This is a genomic window from Bradyrhizobium sp. ARR65 (assembly GCF_000472385.1).
Taxonomy (GTDB): Bacteria; Pseudomonadota; Alphaproteobacteria; order Rhizobiales; family Xanthobacteraceae; genus Bradyrhizobium.
Genome location: NZ_AWZU01000033.1, coordinates 1 through 18,631, shown reverse-complemented (window position 1 = coordinate 18,631; position 18,631 = coordinate 1). Strand labels below are relative to the sequence as shown.

Below are 18,631 nucleotides of genomic sequence, written 5' to 3'. Positions count from 1 at the left end.
GAAGGCTTCTCGACCTTGAACATGCACAGCAATGACGGCGTCAGATGTTCGAAATCGAATCCGAAGTTTTAGCAGTCTTGCCGAACGCCGATCCCGCTATTGCGCCGCGGCCATCACCACCTGCGCCAGGAGCTGCTCGCGCCTGGTCTGGGAGCGGCAGCCTTTCATCGTGGCGGCGAAGCGCTCCAGAATGCCATCCTCGAAGGCGGTGACGATGGTGTCGTGCACGTAGCTCTTGCGGCAGATCGCCGCCGTGTTGGAGAGCTGGTCGGCGGCGGCGCGCACCGCTTCCAGCACCTGGCGCTTGCGGCCGCGGGCGCTCTTGGCCGGCGTGATCCGCGACAGCGATTCCAGCGCCACGGCGGAGGCCATCAGCGTACGAAAATCCTTCAGCGTGATCGTGATGCCGGCGATGTCGCGCAGGAATGCGTTCACCTGGGTGGTGTTCACCGCGCGCACGATGCCGGAGCCGTCGCGGTACTGGAACATGCGCCGGCCCGGCAGGCCGCGCAAAATGCCGATGGCACGCACGAGCTTTGCTGCGTCGCATTCCTTGCGCACCGCCTTGCCGCCCTTGGCCTTGAAGGTCAAAACGACCGAATCCTCTTCCAGCGTCACGTTGGACTTCAGAAGGGTGCTGGCGCCGCGGGTGCCGTTCAGCCGCGCATAGGATTCGCTGCCCGGGCGAATGGCCGTGCGCGCGATCAGCTCGATGACGGCGGCGAGCGCGAACTCGCGGCTCGGCTCCTCGCCGCACAAGATCGCGGACACCTTGCGGCGGATCTTGGGCAGCGCGCCGACCAGCTTGGCCAGGCGGTGGGCCTTGCGCTGCTCGCGGACCTTTTCCCAATCGGCATGGTAACGGTACTGCAATCGGCCTGCGGCATCGCGCCCCACGGCCTGCAGATGCGAATTGGGATCGGGCGAGTAGCGGACCTCGCGATAGGCCGGCGGCACCGCCATCGCATGCAGGCGACGGATGGTGCGGGCGTCGCGGATGTGGGAGCCGTTGGCGCGCACGAAGGAATAGCCCTTGCCGCGCTTGATGCGGCGGATGGTCAATTCGTTCTGGTCGCCGAGCTTCAAACCCAATTCCTTGGCGAGAGCCTCGACCGAAGTCGTGCCGTTGAGCTTTGGCGTCGCGGCAGCCGGCTTGGGCCATTGGCTCAAGGCTTTCGCCAGTGCCACTTCAGGATCGGCGGAATCCGGCCGCGCCGCAGCGAAATTCTGCTGATCCATCATGGACTTACGCGCCTTACTCCTGTTGATCCGCCAACGCGGGGTATCGTGAGTTTGTTCCGGCAGGGCTGCTTCAAGCCCCGGAAGGCCATTTAGAGGGTAGTTTTCCACAAGGCGAGTCCCAAACGCTCGATCAGCGGTTTCCAAATACCGGTCATGGGAGGTATTCGACCGCTAGCGTTGACGGCGGGCCAAACCAAATCTGCGCAATTGCGCGAAATCGAACCGGCCAGTGCGAGCGGGAAGCGGCTTTGATTTTTCGCATGGTCAAGGACTCGCCGAAGGTCTTAGCTGTCCCGCTTGTCGGCGCAGGTGAGCCCGACGATAATCACTGTCGACAACGAAGACGGCTGTCAGTGCGTCAATGTTCACTGGCCGCATCGGTGGAGGGTGTGAAATGTCCGAGAAGATTTACGACGTACCGGCCGAGTGGGCGAAGCGCGCCTGGATCGACGAGGCCAAGTACAAGGAAATGTACGCCCGCTCGATCTCCGATCCCAACGCCTTCTGGGCCGAGCAAGCCAAGCGCCTCGACTGGATGAAGACCCCCACCAGAATCGAGAACTGGTCGTTCGCACCGGGGAATATTTCCATCAAATGGTTCGAGGACGGCGTCCTCAACGCCGCCTATAACTGCATCGACCGCCATCTGCACAGCCGCGGCGACCAGACCGCGATCATCTGGGAGGGCGACAACCCCTCGGAGTCGCGGCACATCACCTACAAGGAACTGCATGACGAGGTCTGCAAGATGGCCAACATCTTGCGCACCCGCAACGTCAAGAAGGGCGACCGCGTCACCATCTATTTGCCGATGATTCCGGAGGCGGCTTACGCCATGCTGGCCTGCGCGCGTATTGGCGCCATCCATTCCGTGGTGTTTGCGGGCTTCTCGCCCGACAGCCTCGCCCAGCGCGTCAACGACGCCCAATCCAAGGTGATCATCACTGCCGATGAGGGCCTGCGCGGCGGCAAGAAGGTGCCGCTGAAGGCCAATGTCGATGCCGCGCTCGCCAAGACCGAGGGCGTCGACTGGGTCATCGTGGTCAAGCGCACCGGCGCCAAGGTCGACATGAAGCTCTCGCGCGATCTCTGGTACCATGAGGCGGCCGCAGTCGTGACCACCGAATGCCCCTGCGAGCACATGCACGCGGAAGATCCGCTGTTCATTCTGTACACGTCAGGTTCGACCGGCCAGCCCAAGGGCGTGCTGCATACCACCGGCGGCTATCTGGTGTTCACCGCGATGACGCATCAATACGTCTTCGATTATCACGATGGCGACGTCTATTGGTGCACCGCCGACGTCGGCTGGGTCACCGGCCACAGCTACATCCTCTACGGGCCGCTCGCCAACGGCGCGACCACGCTGATGTTCGAAGGCGTGCCGAACTACCCCGACAATTCGCGGTTCTGGAGCGTCATCGACAAGCACAAGGTGAACACGTTCTACACCGCGCCGACTGCGATCCGGGCGCTGATGCAGGCGGGCGACGAGCCGGTGAAGAAGACCTCGCGGGCCTCGTTGCGCCTGCTCGGGTCCGTCGGCGAGCCGATCAATCCGGAGGCGTGGGAATGGTATCACCGGGTCGTCGGCGAGGGCCGCTGCCCGATCGTCGACACCTGGTGGCAGACCGAGACCGGCGGCATTTTGATCACGCCGCTGCCGGGCGCCACCAAACTGAAGCCGGGCTCGGCAACACACCCGTTCTTCGGCGTGGCGCCCGAAATCGTCGATGCCGATGGCAACGTGCTGCAGGGCGAGGCGACCGGCAATCTCTGCATCACCCGCTCTTGGCCGGGACAGATGCGCACCGTCTACGGTGATCACGCCCGCTTCGAGCAGACCTATTTCTCGACCTACAAGGGCAAATATTTCACCGGCGACGGCTGCCGGCGCGATGCCGACGGCTATTACTGGATCACGGGCCGCGTCGACGACGTCATCAACGTCTCCGGCCACCGCATGGGCACCGCGGAGGTCGAGAGCGCGCTGGTGGCGCATGCCAAGGTCTCGGAGGCCGCGGTGGTCGGCTATCCACATGACATCAAGGGCCAGGGCATCTACGCCTATGTGACGCTGATGGCGGGGACCGAGCCGAGCGAGGAATTGCGCAAGGAATTGGTCAACTGGGTGCGCAGGGAGATCGGCCCCATCGCATCTCCTGACCAGATCCAATTCGCACCGGGCCTGCCGAAGACGCGCTCGGGTAAGATCATGCGCCGAATCCTGCGCAAGATCGCTGAGGACGATCCGTCGAGTCTGGGCGATACCTCGACGCTGGCTGATCCCGCTGTGGTGGACGATCTCGTCAAGAACCGGCAGAACCGGAAAGCGACGGCGTAAGGAGGGGCCGCCGTCATTCCGGGGCGCTCGCATCGCGAGCGAACCCGGAATCCAGAGATTGCGGCGCGAGATTCCGGGTTCGCCGCTGCGCGGCGCCCCGGAATGAGGAGATTAATGGCGGGCAGCGGCGCACGGGCGCCGCTTACGCGACTGACAGAGGTTGTGGCGCTGCTGCGGCGCTTTCCAGGCGGATGCTGTTTCCAAATCATTTACTTTGTTTCCAACATCTTCTTCCCTCCCTCCGCCGAACGCGATCGACGCCCCCGCGTGGCAACCGTCTGGTTAACGCGCGCGGCTAAAGTGTGCCGGTCACCAGGCAGCTTGCGGCATTCGCGTGCGTCTGACGCCGCCGCGGATGGCGAGCGATGCAAGAGCGGAGAGGGTTGATGTCGACGAGGATTGCGGTGGCGTTGGCCGCCACCATCGGGGCGGGACTGCTGATGACATCGACGGCGCAGGCGCGGCCGGAGATCATCGGCATTCACAACGAATATTCGCCGGGAACGATCGTGATCCGCACCGGCGAGCGGCACCTTTATCTTATTCTCGATGCCGACCACGCCATGCGTTACCCCGTTGGCGTCGGCAAGGCCGGCAAGCAGTGGGCTGGCACCACGGAGATCGACGGCAAATACCGCTACCCGGCCTGGTCGCCGCCCGCGGAAGTCAAGCACGACAAGCCTAACATGCCCGACGTGATTCCGGGCGGATCGCCGCGGAATCCGATGGGAGTTGCGGCAATGACGCTCGCCGGTGGCGAGTATGCCATTCACGGCACCAATGTGCCGGGCTCGGTCGGCAGATTCGTATCCTATGGCTGCATTCGCATGCTCAACGCGGACATCACCGACCTCTACAGCCGCGTCTCAATCGGTACTCGAGTGGTGGTGACCCACTGAAGGGTTCAGCGCCTCAGAAATCCGAAGCGATGCCCTTTTTCTCCCAATCGCCATAGCGCGTCGGTTCCGGCCCCTTCGGGCCCTGAAATTCCGCCGGAAGAGGCTTCGCGTTCGCGGCGGCCGTGCGGCGGCGCGCCTCGGCTTCCGCGAGCGCGCGTTGGGCGGCCGGCGGAAGCGGCTTGCGTTCGGCAGCCGCGACGGGCGGCTTGGATGGCGAATCATTACTCATAGGCTTGCTCCCGACAGGCGCGCCTTCGCTTCCAAAACTTCGTGGGTGCCCTGCGAAAAAGCCAGAGACCGATTCTTACAAATGGCATATTCGGATGGCAGAGCTCTTGCTTGTTCAATGGCATGCCCCGACCTTTTGCGGAACTGCCCTTCTTTCTCCAAGTCACGTTCCAGCATGCCTCCCCAACGATTTGCGCCCCCCACCGAAGTGCCCGGCCTCGCGGCGCGACGGATCGCGGCGGACATTCTGGATGGCGTGCTGCACAAGCGTCGCACGCTGGATGACCAGGTCGACGGCGCTGGCGCCCATCCCGGCCTGAAGACGCTGCCCGACCGCGACCGCGCTCTCATGCGGCGGCTGGTTGCCACCATTCTGCGCCGGCTGGGCACGCTGACCCACGTGCTGTCGCGGCTGCTCGATCGTGGCATGCCGACCGACGCTCCACGCGCCCAGAGCGCGCTGATGATCGGCGCTGCGCAGATCCTCTGGATGGACGTCCCCGACCATGCCGCGGTCGATCTCTCGGTGCGGCTGGTGCAATCGGACCGGCGCGCTGCGAAATATGCCGGACTGGTCAACGCCGTGCTGCGCCGCTGCGCGCGCGAGGGTGCAGCGCTGATCGCGGAAGTCGCGACGGAGATGCTCGACCTGCCGCCCTGGCTCGCCAAGCGCTGGATCGCCCATTATGGCGAAGCGACCGCCCGCGAGATGGCCGCCGCGCTCGGCCATGACCCCTCGCTCGACCTGACCGTCAAAACGGATGCCGCCCAATGGGCTAGCCGGCTGCATGGCGAGTTACTGCCGACGGGCTCTGTGCGCACGCTGTTGCAAGGCTCGGTGACGATGCTGCCGGGATTTGCCGAGGGACAGTGGTGGGTGCAGGACGCCGCCGCCGCTTTGCCGGCACGGCTGTTCGGCGACATCGCCGGCAAGACCATTCTCGATCTCTGTGCTGCGCCGGGCGGCAAGGCCGCGCAGCTCGCACAAGCCGGCGCCAATGTCGTTGCGATCGACCGCTCGCCGGCGCGGATGGCGCGCCTGCGCGACAATCTTGCCCGGCTGTCGCTGCAGGCCGAAACCGTGGTCGCCGACGCCTGCGAGTGGCAAGCCGGAGATCACGGCTTGTTCGACGGCGTTTTGCTGGACGCGCCCTGCACCGCGACGGGAACGATTCGCCGCCACCCCGACGTCGCGTGGCTGCGCCAGGAAAGCGACATCGCGCAGCTCGTGCCACTGCAAAAGCGCCTGCTGGAAAAGGGCGTGAGCCTCCTCAAGCCAGGCGGAATGCTGGTCTATTGCACCTGCTCCCTCGAACCGGAAGAAGGCGAGGCCGCGATCGCCGCCTTGCTCGAGGCCGATTCCATGCTGCGCCGGGTGCCGATCGAGGCGAGCGAGATTGGCGAGCTCGCCGAGCTCGTCAATCGCGACGGCGACTTGCGCACTTTGCCCAGCCATTTGCCGCATCAAGACCCGCGCTTTGCCGGACTTGACGGATTCTACGCCGCGCGCTTGGTGCGCTAAAGCCTGGTCGCAACACGTGGATGTTAGCGCCCGTCCGCTGGTTTAGGACTGATTTTGCACCGGAATTTAGCTTCCGCGTCCTGATTCTCCCGCTTTCAAGAGGATGTTAAAGCTGCGTTTCCGGACTAAAAGGATTCGCCAGAAATACTTGCTTCCCCCAATTCAAGGCTAGGCGTGTCGGTCGCTCAACGCAGACGCATTTCGACCCTGATCATGGGCCGTTTCGCGCGGAACCTGATGGCGCGCGCCAGCGGCGGTTCGGCCGCCGTGTCGCGGCTGTGGCCGACCCGCGCCGACCGGCTGATCATCGCGCCGCACGACCTGCGCACGGCCGACGCCACTCGCGCTGCCGAAATCTATGCCGGCCGATTTGTGTTCGCCGGCAAGATCGTGACCTGCCACGGCCGTTCCATCTTCGATCTCGAGCCGCCGTCGGAAGATTGGGAGGTGGCGCTGCTTGGGTTCGGCTGGCTGCGTCATTTACGCGCCGCCGACACGGCGCTGACCCGCGCCAACGCCCGGGCGCTGATCGACGACTGGATATCCAATGCGGCGCAGAAGCGTCCGATCGCGCGCCGCGCCGACGTGCTGGCGCGCCGCGTGATTTCGCTGCTGTCCCAGGCCCCGCTGGTGCTCAGCGATACCGACGGCAAGTTTTACCGGCGCTATCTGCGCGGACTGACGCGCGAAATCCGCCAGTTGCGCTACGCGATGATCGACATGTCCGACGGCGTGCCGCGGCTGCAGGTTGTGATCGCGTTGTGCTACGCCTCGCTGTGCCTCGCCAACCAGGCGAAACACATCCGCAGCGCGAGCAAAAAACTCTCGGAAGAACTGCATCGCCAGATCCTGCCCGACGGCGGGCATATCTCGCGTAATCCCGGCGCGCTGATCGAGCTTCTGATCGATCTGTTGCCGCTGCGGCAAACCTTCGCCGCGCGCAACATCGCGCCCCCGCCCGCGCTTTTGAACGCCATCGACCGCATGATGCCGATGCTGCGCTTCTTCCGCCATGGCGACGGCTCGATCGCGCTGTTCAACGGCATGAGCGGCACGCCGTCCGATCTGCTCGCCACGCTGCTCGCCTATGACGATACCCACGGCACGCCGATGGCGAGCATGCCGCATACCGGTTTTCAACGCCTGGACGCAGGCTCCACGACCGTCATCATGGACACCGGCGCGCCACCGCCTGCAAGCGTCAGCCACGAGGCTCATGCGGGCTGCCTCTCTTTCGAACTGTCGTCAGGCCAAAGCAGGATCGTCGCCAATTGCGGCATGCCCTCGACGGGACGTGACAATTGGCGCGCATTTGCGCGCAGCACGGCGGCGCATTCGACGCTCACCTATCATGACACATCCTCCTGCCAGTTCGTCGAGCTGTCGGCGATGAAGCGGTTCCTGCAGGGCGCACCTGTTGTCGGCGGCCCGACGCATGTCGAGGCCTATCGGGAGGAGGTCGCCAATGGCGCGCTGCTGACCACCTCCCATGACGGCTACGTCCCGCGCTTCGGCGTCGTGCACCGCCGCGTGCTCCTGCTCTCCCATGACGGTTCCCGGGTCGACGGCGAGGATACGGTGGGCCCGGCATCCGGCGCGCGCATCAAGGGCCACGATACCGACTATGCGTTGCGCTTCCACCTGCATCCTTCCGTGAAGGCGAGTCGGCTGTCCGACGGACGTGGGGTCATGCTGGTGCTGCCGAACCGCGACGTCTGGACCTTCGAGGCGTTGGACGACAAGGTCGAACTGGAAGACAGCGTGTTCCTTGCCGGAAATGACGGTCCCCGCCGCACCGCTCAGATCGTGATCCGGCAGGATTCACGGCATGCCGGCTCGATCCGCTGGAGCTTTGTACGTTCGACCGCCTCGGCGGCGACGACCAACGCCGGCCGCAATGTGCGGCGCGAACCGGAATTGCCGCTGTAGAGCCGCGCTGGGAACCGTGTCCCGCATATGCGGCCGGGATGGTCAGGACGAACGCCCGCAGCGGGCCAAGCTTGCCACTTCGGCGCAAGGCGTAGGATCGGCGGCATCTAGCCGTTGTGAACGGCGCCGGAAGCTGCTAACCAGCCCGCGCTCGCGCGACTGGCGATTTTGGATGGAGCACCATCGGGAAGCGCGACACTCTCTGCCGCGCGCCTGGGCATAAGCACTCCCTGAACAGAGGATCTTGCTCATGACCAATCAGACTCGCCGCGTCGCCCGCGCTTTATTGTCCGTTTCCGACAAAACCGGCTTGATCGAATTTGCCCGCACCCTTGCGGCCCGAGGCGTCGAACTCATCTCGACCGGCGGTACCGCCAAGGCGATCGCCGCGGCCGGGCTGAAGGTGAAAGACGTCGCTGATCTCACCGGCTTTCCGGAGATGATGGACGGGCGGGTGAAGACGTTGCATCCCAAGGTCCATGGCGGCCTGTTGGCGATCCGCGACAACGCCGAGCACGCGCAGGCCATGAAGACGCACGGCATTGCGCCGATCGATCTGTTAGTCGTCAATCTCTATCCATTCGAAGCCACGGTCGAGAGGGGCGCCGACTTCGCCGATTGTATCGAGAATATCGATATCGGCGGCCCCGCGATGATCCGCGCCGCGGCCAAGAACCACGAGCATGTCGCCGTCATCATCGAAGCGCAGGACTATCAGTCGGTGCTCGACGAGCTCGCGGCCAATGATGGCGCGACCACGCTGGCGCTGCGCCGGCGTCTCGCGGCCAAGGCCTACGCGCGCACGGCCGCGTATGACGCCGCGATCTCCAACTGGTTCGCGAACGAATTGAAGATCGAAGCCCCGGATTATCGCGCGCTTGGCGGACGCCTGATCCAGCCGTTGCGCTATGGCGAAAATCCGCACCAGACCGCGGCTTTCTATGCGCTCGCCGGAAAGCGCGCAGGCATTGCCACCGCGCGGCAGCTCCAGGGCAAGGAATTGTCGTACAACAACATCAACGACACGGACGCGGCCTATGAATGCGTCGCCGAGTTCGACCCCAAGCGCACCGCGGCGTGCGTGATCGTGAAGCATGCCAACCCCTGCGGCGTCGCCGAAGGCCCGGATCTGGTGACCGCCTATCGCAAGGCGCTGGCCTGCGATTCGACCTCGGCCTATGGCGGCATCATCGCACTCAACCGCACGCTGGACGTGGAAACCGCGCGCGCGGTGATCGGCATCTTCACGGAGGTGATCATCGCGCCAGATGCAACGGACGAAGCCATCGCGATCATCGGCGGCCGGAAGAATCTGCGGCTGTTGCTGGCGGGCGGACTGGCTGATCCGCGCGCGCCGGGCCTTACCGCCAAGACCGTTGCCGGCGGACTTCTGGTGCAGGGCCGCGACAATGCAGTGGTGGATGATATGCCGCTGAAGACGGTGACCAAGCGCGCGCCGACGGAAGCCGAACTGCGCGACCTGAAATTCGCGTTTCGCGTCACCAAGCATGTGAAATCCAACACCATCATCTACGCCAAGGACCTTGCGACCGTCGGCATCGGCGCGGGGCAGATGAGCCGGGTGGATTCCGCGCGCATCGCGGCACGAAAGGCCCAGGACGCGGCGAAAGAATTGAAGCTCGCCGAGCCCCTGACCAGGGGTTCAGTGGTCGCCTCCGACGCATTCTTCCCCTTCGCCGACGGCATGCTGGCCTGCATCGAGGCCGGCGCGACCGCCGTGATCCAGCCGGGCGGCTCGATCCGCGACGAGGAAGTGATCAAGGCCGCCGACGATCACGGCATCGCCATGGTGTTCACCGGGGTCAGGCATTTCCGGCATTAACTTGGACACGTTATTCCGGAGCGATGCCACACAGTCCGTGCGAAGCGCGGCCGGATCCGCATCGAACCCGGAATCTGGAGATTGCGGCGGGAGATTCCGGGTTCGCCTCTTCGAGGCGCCCCGGAATGACCGCAAGAATAACTAGACGCCTCACCCCTCGCGAGCGAGGCCAATTCCGTTGCGCAAAACAACACTGGCACGTCATGCCAGCGGTCTCGCTTACGATGTTGGCAGCGGCGCCTCACGCCTTCGCGCTTTGCCAACTCCGCCGCAATCCCTATAGCATGGCCGCGACACTCCATTGGTCCCATCGCGCGCCGGACACCTGATGCTCGCTTTCATGACGACAAGGCGCAAGCTGCTCGCCTGCTTCGCGCTGCTGACGCTCTGCGTGACGACCGCCTCCGCGCCGGCGCAGCGCCGCAACGCCTATACGATACCTGCCGCCGAGAGCATCCATGCGTTCGCCGCCGAGCACGGCATGGTGGTGGCGCAGGAGAAGATCGCGGCACGGATCGGCGCGGACATCTTGAAGCGTGGAGGCAATGCCATCGATGCGGCGGTCGCCACCGGTTTTGCGCTTGCCGTGACCTATCCACGTGCGGGGAATATCGGGGGCGGCGGCTTCATGGTGATTCACCTTGCCGCAAGCAACGAGGACGCCGCGATCGATTATCGCGAGACCGCGCCGAATGCGGCCACAGCGGAGATGTTCTTGGGGCCGGACGGCAAACCCGATCCGGCCAAATCGCGCGATTCCGCGCTCGGCATCGGCGTCCCCGGCACGGTCGCGGGTCTCAGTCTGGCGCTGGACAAATACGGCTCCGGCAAATTTTCGCTGGCAGACCTGCTGCAGCCTGCGATCTTGTTGGCGCGAGACGGTTTCATCGTCACCGACGACCTCGCCGACACGCTGCCGCAATGGTATCGGCGGCTCGCACGCTGGCCTTCGTCGGCAAGGGTGTTTTCGCGGCCCGACGGGAGCTCGTTGCGCGAGGGCGACAGGCTGATCCAGTCCGACCTCGCGGACACGCTGACCGCGATCGCGGCGCAGGGGCCGCGCGGATTTTATCGGGGGCCCGTCGCGGAGAGGCTTGCCAAGGCGGTGACCGACGCCGGCGGCCTGATGACGGCGGATGACCTGAAGTCGTATCAGGTCGTGATCCGCACGCCGGTGCGCGGCAGCTATCGCGGCTACGACATCGTCTCGATGCCGCTGCCTTCCTCCGGCGGCACCGTGCTCCTGGAGTCGCTCAACATCCTCGAGGGCTACCCGCTCGGCGAAATGAAGCAGGGGTCCGCGCCGTCGCTGCATCTGATCATCGAGGCGATGAAGCGCGCCTATGCCGACCGCGCCCGCTATCTCGGCGATCCCGCCTTCGTCAAGGCGCCGCTCGCGACCTTGCTGGCGAAGGACTATGCCGCCAACCAGCGCGCCAAGATCGATCTTGAGCGAGCTACGCCATCAGCAGAGATCGCCACCGCGAAAGTGCCACACGAAGGCAGCAACACCACGCATTTCTCGGTGGTCGATCAGTTCGGCAATGCCGTCGCCAATACCTATACGCTGAACTTCAGCTACGGCGTCGGGCTTATCGCCGAAGGCACGGGCGTGCTGCTCAACAACGAGCTTGATGACTTCACGGCCGCGCCCGGAGCCTCGAACGCTTTCGGGCTCGTGGGCTTCGAACCGAACTTGCCGGGACCGGGCAAGAGGCCGCTGTCCTCGATGTCGCCGACGATCGTGCTCAAGGACGGCAAGGTCCTGCTGGTGACGGGCTCGCCGGGGGGCAGCCGCATCATCTCCACGGTGCTGCAGGTGATCGTCAACGTGCTCGACTACAACATGGACGTGGCGGCCGCCGTCGCGGCGCCGCGGCTGCACCATCAATCGCTGCCGGACCAGGTTTCGATCGAGCCGGGATTTTCTGCGCAAGCGCTGGCCGCGCTCGCCGCCAAGGAACACAGGATGGTGGAGTCGGCAGGCTACTCCTCCGCCAATTCCATACTCGTCACGCCGACGGGCCTGTTGGGCGCGCCGGATCCGCGCACCCGCGGAGCGGAAGCTGCGGGGCAATAAGCGCAGACCATGATCTCCGCGCAAACGCTTCGCGTTTGTCGCGAGGGAAACCGGTTTCCACTTTGCGCTAACGCGACCCTGCGGGTCCGGATCATGCGCTAGAGGCGCACGCCGATTGCGCGCCTGCGGCAGCGGAGTATAAGGCCGGCCAAATATTTCGGAAGAGGAAGCCCCAATGACAGCGGCCGACCCGTCGCCAAACGTCGAAACCGCCGCGATCGAAGACACCAGTCTGCTTGCATTCTATCGCGACATGAATCTGGCGGAGCGCCGGACCTTCTGGGCCTGCGCCGCGGGCTGGGCACTCGACGGCATGGACTTCATGATCTATCCGCTGGTGATCGGCACGATCATCGCGCTGTGGAAGGTCGATCCCGGATTCGCGGGCCTTGCCGGCACCGTAACCCTGCTCTCCTCCGCGGTCGGCGGCTGGCTAGGGGGCTATCTCGCCGATCGCATCGGCCGCGTCAGGACCCTGCAATTCACGATCCTGTGGTTCTCGTTTTTCTCGCTGGTCTGCGCCATCGTGCAGAATTTCGATCAGCTCCTGATCGCGCGCGCGGTGCTCGGCCTGGGCTTTGGCGGCGAGTGGGCGGCGGGCGCGGTGCTGATGGGCGAAGCGATCCGCCCGCAATATCGCGGGCGCGCGGTCGGCTCGGTACAATCCGGCTGGGCGGTCGGCTGGGGATTGGCCGTGCTGGCGCAGGCCGTCCTGTTTTCGTTGATGCCGGCGGAGATCGCATGGCGCTGGATGTTCGCGGTCGGCGCCTTGCCCGCGCTCCTGGTGTTTTATCTGCGCCGCTACGTCACTGAACCGGATATCGCAGCCGCCACCCGCGCCAGACAGACGCAAGCGGGTACCCATCCGCCACTCTGGGAAATCTTCTCGGGTCCTGTCCTGAAAACCACGATCCTCGCCTCGCTGATGGCGACGGGGATGCAGGGCGGCTACTACGCCGTCACCTTCTGGGTGCCGCGCTTTCTCACCACCGAGCGCAAGCTGTCGATCGTCTCATCCACCGGCTATCTCTCGGCACTGATCATCGGCTCGTTCGTCGGCTATCTGGTCGGCGCCTGGCTCGCCGACCGTATCGGCCGGCGCAACCTATTCCTGATCTTTTCGCTCGGTGCCATTGCCGTGGTGCTGCTCTACACGCAGTTGCCGCTCACCAACGAGGTGCTGTGGATCCTGGGCTTCCCGCTCGGCTTCTTCGCCTCCGGTTATTTCTCCGGCATGGGCGCCTTCCTCACCGAGCTCTACCCGACGCGGCTTCGCGGCTCCGGCCAGGGCTTTTGCTACAATTTCGGCCGCGGCATCGGCGCGCTGTTTCCCTATCTGGTCGGCGCCCTCTCGACCACGACGACGCTCGCCAATGCCATCGCGATCTTCGCAGTCGCAGCTTACGGCGTGTTCTTTCTTACTGCGTTTGCGCTGCCGGAGACCCGCGGCCGGGTGCTGCACGCGGATGCGTGAGCTGCGGAATAGCCCGAAGGAGCATGAAGCCAAACATCGTCATTCCGGGGCGCTCGCCTTAGCGGGCGAACCCGGAATCTAGACTAGAGGTTGTGGCGCGAGATTCCGGGTTCGATGCTTCGCATCGCCCCGGAATGACGGTGTCCTACCGCCCCACCTGATACGGCCCACCTTTCTCCAGCGCGCGCTGATAGGCGGGGCGGGCGTGAATGCGCTCCAGAAATGCCATCGCCTTGGGATGGCCCTGCTCGAGCCCACCGCGCGCAGCGGCCGCCTCCAGCGGATAGCTCATCTGGATGTCGGCCGCGGTGAATTCGCTGCCCGCGAACCATTCGCTCTTCGACAGCTCTTCTTCCCAAAAGTCCATGTGCTGCTTGAGCTGCGGGTTGACCAGCGTGGTCAGCGCCTGGCTCGACACTTTGCGCACCAGGGGGCGCAGCAATGCCGGCGCGCGCCTGGGCATCGCCGTGAACAGCAATTTCAGGAGCAGTGGCGGCATGGCCGAACCCTCGGCGTAATGAAGCCAATAGGCGTAGCGCAGCCGCTCCGGCGTCTTTGGCGGCGGAATCAGCCGTCCATTGCCGTAGGTCTCGATGACGTATTCGATGATCGCACCCGACTCGGCGATGGTGTTGCCGCTATCGGTGATGACGGGCGATTTGCCGAGCGGATGAACCGCGCGCAGCTCTTTCGGGGCGCGCATGTCTGGCTGCCGCTGATAGCGCACGATCTCGTAGGCGACGCCCAGCTCCTCGAGAAGCCAAAGCACCCGCTGCGAGCGCGAATTGTTGAGATGATGAACGGTCAGCATGAATACCCCCGAAGGCCTTGCTTGGGCGCTCCCCTAACAAATCGGCACAGCATTGACGATGTGGTGAAACGACGTGCGCGGATTGTTTTTACCCGGGCGATATTGACAGGGGTATTATACCCGGATAAAAAGCCGGCAGGATATCCCAAGGTGAGGTTTCCCATGTCGAACCAATTTACCGCCTTTGAGGGCCAGCGACGGCTGACATCCGGCGCGCTGACCGATGTCGCGCTCGCGGTCAAACGCGCCGAGCCGCAGGCCTCCGAGCCGATCGCGATCTTCAGCGACGAGACCGGCCGTCCCATCGACCTCGATCTGCGGGGCGGGGTCGATGAGGTATTGGCGCGGCTCACGAAGGGTTCAGCCGCCGGTTCCGCGCCAGAGCCCGTCGCAGCCGGCGAGCCGCGCGGCCGCGGCCGGCCGAAACTGGGCGTGGTCGCCCGCGAGGTGACGCTGTTGCCGCGGCATTGGGAATGGCTCAATGCGCAGCCGGGCGGCGCCTCGGTCGCTCTGCGCAAACTGGTCGAACAGGCTCGCCGGGCCAGCGGCGATGCGGACCGCCAGCGCGCGGCGCGCGACGCCGCCTATCACTTCATGTCCGCGATGGCGGGCAACCTGCCTGATTTCGAGGAGGCCGCGCGTGCGCTGTTCGCCGACGACCGCCGGAGCTTCGTCGCGCTCGTCGCGTCCTGGCCGACCGATATTCGTGACCACGTCATCAAGCTCGCCTACGCCGATCGCGCCGACCAGCTCGCGCCGTAAGCAACAATACCAAGACAATCAACTCGCGAAGCCAATGCGGCGCGCCATCGTGCCCGACGCTGCTCAACAGGAAAAAGCCGTGCCGACGACCGTCAACTCGCTTCGAAAACCGTTTCTGATCTTCCTCGCGCCGATGATGCTGAGCAACATCATGCAAGCCTTGTTCGGGACGATCAACAACGTCTACCTCGGCCAGATGATCGGCGTCGAGGCGCTCGCGGCGGTATCCGTCTTCTTCCCGGTGCTGTTCCTCCTGGTTGCCTTCGTGGTAGGGCTGAGCTCGGGTGCCGGCGTCTTGATCGGCCAGGCCTGGGGTGCGGCCGAGCCGAAGAAGGTCAAGGCTGTCGCAGGCACCACATTGACGGTCGCGCTGCTGCTTGCGGCCGTGATCGCCGTTCTCGGCGGACTGTTCAGCCGACAGCTCCTGGCCGCGCTCGCCACGCCGCCCGACATCCTGGATGCGGCAACCACTTACGCACGCATCATGATGATCATGATGCCGCTGACCTTCACCTTCATTCTGATCACCGCGATGATGCGCGGCGTCGGCGACACCATGACGCCGCTGCTTGCCTTGTCGGTCTCGACCGTGATCGGCCTCGCCGCGACACCGGCCCTGATCCGCGGCTGGCTCGGTCTGCCGCGGCTCGGCATCGCCAGCGCCGCCTGGGCGTCCGCCATTTCGAGCTTTCTGACCCTGTTGTGGCTCCACGTCCATCTGCTTCGGCGCAAGCACCCGCTGGCGTTCGACGGCGTGTTCTGGCGTTCCATGCGGCTCGACCCGGCCTTGCTCCGGATTGTATTGCGGCTGGGCATTCCCACCGCCATCGGCATGATCGTGATGTCGCTCGCCGAACTGGTGCTGCTCGGCCTCGTCAACAGCTTTGGCTCCAACGCCACTGCCGCCTACGGCGCGGTCAATCAGGTGATGAGCCATGTGCAATTTCCCGCGCTGTCGATCGCGATCTCGGTCTCGATCTTCGGCGCCCAGGCCATCGGCCGCGGTCACGCCGACCAGATAGGGGCCATCGTCCGCACCGGCCTGGAAATGAACATCGCCCTGACCGGCGGACTGGTCGCGATCGCCTACCTGTTCTCGCGCCTGCTCATGGGCTTCTTCATCACCGACCCGGCGGTGCTGGAGCTCGCGCAAGGACTGCTGCACATCGTGCTGTGGAGCACGGTGGCGTTTGGAATGTCGACGGTGTTTTCGGGCGCGATGCGCGCCAGCGGCACGGTGTGGATGCCGCTGCTGATCTCCATCCTGGCGATCAGCGCGATCGAGGTGCCGGCTGCGATCGTCCTCAGCCGCTTGTTCGGCATCGAGGGAATCTGGATCGCTTATCCCATCACCTTCTGCGCTATGTTCGTGCTGCAGATGAGTTATTACCTGCTGGTCTGGCGAAGACGGGCGATCGGGCGCCTGATCTGACCGACCGGGCCCAATCACAATATGATGATCATCATGGAATCGCCGGACGCGGCAACCCGAACGGGCCAGATAGCCCCGAAAGAGATGATGGCCAATGGCGCGCTGTTGCGCTATTTGCTTTCGAAACAACTAGGGATGCAACACAATGCGCGTTCTCGTGGTCGGTGCCGGAGCCATTGGCGGATATTTTGGCGGCAGGATGCTGCAGGCCGGCCAGGACATCACCTTCTTGGTGCGTCCGCGTCGGGCCGCGGAGTTGGCGTCCGCCGGCCTCGTCATCAAAAGCCCCAATGGGGACGTGACGCTGAAGAATCCACCCACAGTGCAGGCGGACGGGCTAAATGAGAACTTCGACGTGGTGCTGTTGAGCTGCAAGGCCTACGACCTCGAGGACGCCATAACGTCATTCGCGCCGGCTGTCGGGCCTCAAACCTCGATCATCCCGCTCCTGAACGGCATGCTGCATCTGGATATTCTGGACAGAAGATTCGGCCGCGAGCGGGTGCTCGGCGGCCTCTGCGCCATCGCGGCGACGCTGAACGACAAGCGCGAGGTCGTGCAGCTTGCTCCGATGCAGTCGCTAACCTTCGGCGAGCGCGACGGCGGCTTGAGCGAGCGGGTGCGCGCCGTCGCCGAGGTGGTCAAGAGCGGCAATTTCAACGGCACGGCCAGCGAAAACATCCTGCAGGACATGTGGGAGAAATGGGTATTCCTGGCATCGCTTGCCGCCACGACCAGCCTGATGCGTGCCTCGCTCGGCAATATCCTGGCCGCGCCCCGCGGCAAGGATTTCGTGCTTGGCATTTTCGATGAGTGCAAGGCCGTTGCCGCGGCGGAGGGTTATCCGCCCCGCGCGCCGTTCCTGGAACGCTCGCTCGCCATGCTGACGACGGAGGGCTCGCCGCTGACCGCATCGATGTTCCGCGACATCAAGGCCGGTCTGCCGGTGGAAGCCGATCACGTGATCGGCGACCTGATCGCGCGCGGCGAGGCCGCGAAGGTTCCGGTCCCGCGGCTGCACACCACCTACACCCATTTGAAAGCTTACGAGCGCGAGCGGGCTTAAGCTTGGTGTAAGGCGGGAGCGAGCTCCCGGCCAAACCCGCGGCTTGCGCGAAGATGTGAGCTCCGCTTGCATTTCGTGGTTGGCAATGGTGGGGACGTTCCGCTATTGCCGTAAGGGACTCACGCCTTACGGAACCGCCGTGCAGCCCTCGGACATCTTGGACGTTCCCCAAACAAGTTGGGACAAGCGAATTGCTGCTGATCTCACCGCCGAGATGGAGCGGCATCTCTCGGACAAGGTATCGACCATTCCGGAAATGCGCCGCATCCTCGCGGTCAGGGGCTATCGCGAACTGCGCGAGGCGGTGGAGCGGGAGATTGCCGGTAAGACGGGCGCTGACGCCCTGCGCGCCATGATGCTGGCGATGCGTCGCTACGCGCTGGACCGGCCGGGCCTCTCGGCGGCGACCTTCCGCACGCCGGAAATCGACACTCCGGAATGGCGCGCGGCCTATATGGAACTGGGCGCCGTCGTGCTCGGCGTCTTCGGCCAGCTCGGCGTGCGCGGCGAGCAGGCCATGCACGCGCTGCGCATCCTGCGAAGCCTGGTGCGCGGCTTCGTCCTGCATGAGATGGCCTCATCGTTTCTCGAGCCGCTCGGCCACGACCAGAGCTACGAACTCGCGATCAAGGTGTTCACCGAGGGGCTCGCGGTGCTGCGCAAGTGAAACGCAGCGATCATGCTGCTGCTCTAACGCATCCGCCTATCGAGTTGCCGGGCCGGACGAGCACTTTCGAAGCAATCCAGACTGTATTCGCGGACAAAGTCCGGATTGCTTCGCTTCGCTCGCAATTGTGCATGTTCACTAATTCGCTGATCGAATGGTTTGAGTCTGGGCGGCGGCGAAGTCCTTTGGGGTCTTGCCGCCGAGGGCCTGATGAGGTCTGAAATTGTTGTAGTAGATCAGGTACTCGAACAGTTCATTGGCGAAGTGCTCGAGGTTATCGAAGGTTGCGCCTTCGATGACGTCGTCGTCCAGTGTTCGCCAGAACCGCTCGA

16 protein-coding genes and 1 riboswitch are annotated in these 18,631 nt (G+C 64.5%); of the genes, 11 read left to right on the top strand and 5 right to left on the bottom strand.

Features of this window, described 5'->3' with window-relative positions; genetic code table 11:
- Window positions 1-96: 96 nt before the first annotated feature.
- On the bottom strand, window positions 97-1,242 hold the full coding sequence (locus F758_RS0128885; protein ID WP_024511158.1) for a DNA topoisomerase IB: 1,146 nt from the start codon (window positions 1,240-1,242) through the stop codon (window positions 97-99).
- 394 nt (window positions 1,243-1,636) lie between these two features.
- Between F758_RS0128885 and acs the strand changes: the two genes are divergently transcribed.
- Together acs and F758_RS0128875 are read left to right on the top strand one after the other, a co-directional pair.
- The gene (gene acs / locus F758_RS0128880) at window positions 1,637-3,586 is read left to right on the top strand and encodes an acetate--CoA ligase (RefSeq protein ID WP_024511157.1); all 1,950 of its coding nucleotides are present in this window, start codon (window positions 1,637-1,639) and stop codon (window positions 3,584-3,586) included.
- Window positions 3,587-3,972: 386 nt separating this feature from the next.
- A complete protein-coding gene (locus tag F758_RS0128875; RefSeq protein WP_024511156.1) occupies window positions 3,973-4,485 on the top strand; it encodes a L,D-transpeptidase in 513 nt (170 codons plus the stop codon).
- A gap of 13 nt (window positions 4,486-4,498) precedes the next feature.
- On the opposite strand, the gene F758_RS0128870 is transcribed toward F758_RS0128875, so the two are convergent.
- A complete protein-coding gene (locus tag F758_RS0128870; RefSeq protein WP_024511155.1) occupies window positions 4,499-4,714 on the bottom strand; it encodes a DUF1674 domain-containing protein in 216 nt (71 codons plus the stop codon).
- On the bottom strand, window positions 4,711-4,890 hold the full coding sequence (locus F758_RS50980; RefSeq protein WP_198026586.1) for a hypothetical protein: 180 nt from the start codon (window positions 4,888-4,890) through the stop codon (window positions 4,711-4,713). Before F758_RS50980 ends, F758_RS0128870 begins: the two co-directional genes overlap by 4 nt.
- Between F758_RS50980 and F758_RS0128865 the strand changes: the two genes are divergently transcribed.
- The 5 genes from F758_RS0128865 to F758_RS0128845 all read left to right on the top strand — a co-directional run bounded on the left by F758_RS0128865 (window position 4,889) and on the right by F758_RS0128845 (window position 13,561).
- A complete protein-coding gene (locus F758_RS0128865) occupies window positions 4,889-6,235 on the top strand; it encodes an RsmB/NOP family class I SAM-dependent RNA methyltransferase (RefSeq protein ID WP_024511154.1) in 1,347 nt (448 codons plus the stop codon). The genes F758_RS50980 and F758_RS0128865 overlap by 2 nt on opposite strands.
- Window positions 6,236-6,448: 213 nt before the next feature.
- The gene (locus F758_RS0128860; protein WP_024511153.1) at window positions 6,449-8,164 is read left to right on the top strand and encodes a heparinase II/III family protein; all 1,716 of its coding nucleotides are present in this window, start codon (window positions 6,449-6,451) and stop codon (window positions 8,162-8,164) included.
- A gap of 145 nt (window positions 8,165-8,309) precedes the next feature.
- A riboswitch (ZMP/ZTP riboswitch) is annotated at window positions 8,310-8,390 on the top strand.
- Between the two features lie 24 nt (window positions 8,391-8,414).
- Window positions 8,415-10,007: a bifunctional phosphoribosylaminoimidazolecarboxamide formyltransferase/IMP cyclohydrolase gene (purH, locus tag F758_RS0128855; protein ID WP_024511152.1), complete on the top strand. Its 1,593-nt coding sequence runs from the start codon at window positions 8,415-8,417 to the stop codon at window positions 10,005-10,007.
- Window positions 10,008-10,335: 328 nt separating this feature from the next.
- Window positions 10,336-12,087, top strand: a complete 1,752-nt coding sequence (gene ggt, locus F758_RS0128850) for a gamma-glutamyltransferase (protein ID WP_024511151.1) — start codon at window positions 10,336-10,338, stop codon at window positions 12,085-12,087.
- A gap of 175 nt (window positions 12,088-12,262) precedes the next feature.
- Window positions 12,263-13,561: an MFS transporter gene (locus F758_RS0128845; RefSeq protein ID WP_024511150.1), complete on the top strand. Its 1,299-nt coding sequence runs from the start codon at window positions 12,263-12,265 to the stop codon at window positions 13,559-13,561.
- A gap of 145 nt (window positions 13,562-13,706) precedes the next feature.
- On the opposite strand, the gene F758_RS0128840 is transcribed toward F758_RS0128845, so the two are convergent.
- Complete coding sequence (locus F758_RS0128840; protein WP_024511149.1) at window positions 13,707-14,372, bottom strand: glutathione S-transferase; 666 nt, start codon at window positions 14,370-14,372, stop codon at window positions 13,707-13,709.
- Between the two features lie 162 nt (window positions 14,373-14,534).
- Here F758_RS0128840 and F758_RS0128835 point away from each other — a divergent pair, with 162 nt between their 5' ends.
- The 4 genes from F758_RS0128835 (at window position 14,535) to F758_RS0128820 (ending at window position 18,299) form a co-directional block, all read left to right on the top strand.
- Complete coding sequence (locus tag F758_RS0128835) at window positions 14,535-15,134, top strand: DUF2239 family protein (RefSeq protein ID WP_024511148.1); 600 nt, start codon at window positions 14,535-14,537, stop codon at window positions 15,132-15,134.
- 133 nt (window positions 15,135-15,267) lie between these two features.
- Window positions 15,268-16,566, top strand: a complete 1,299-nt coding sequence (locus F758_RS0128830) for an MATE family efflux transporter (RefSeq protein ID WP_051387066.1) — start codon at window positions 15,268-15,270, stop codon at window positions 16,564-16,566.
- 145 nt (window positions 16,567-16,711) lie between these two features.
- Window positions 16,712-17,632: a 2-dehydropantoate 2-reductase gene (gene panE / locus F758_RS0128825; RefSeq protein WP_024511146.1), complete on the top strand. Its 921-nt coding sequence runs from the start codon at window positions 16,712-16,714 to the stop codon at window positions 17,630-17,632.
- 214 nt (window positions 17,633-17,846) lie between these two features.
- Window positions 17,847-18,299, top strand: a complete 453-nt coding sequence (locus tag F758_RS0128820; protein ID WP_024511145.1) for a TetR-like C-terminal domain-containing protein — start codon at window positions 17,847-17,849, stop codon at window positions 18,297-18,299.
- Window positions 18,300-18,437: 138 nt separating this feature from the next.
- On the opposite strand, the gene F758_RS0128815 is transcribed toward F758_RS0128820, so the two are convergent.
- The coding region (locus tag F758_RS0128815; RefSeq protein ID WP_024511144.1) for an integrase core domain-containing protein at window positions 18,438-18,631 on the bottom strand (194 nt) is incomplete at its 5' end.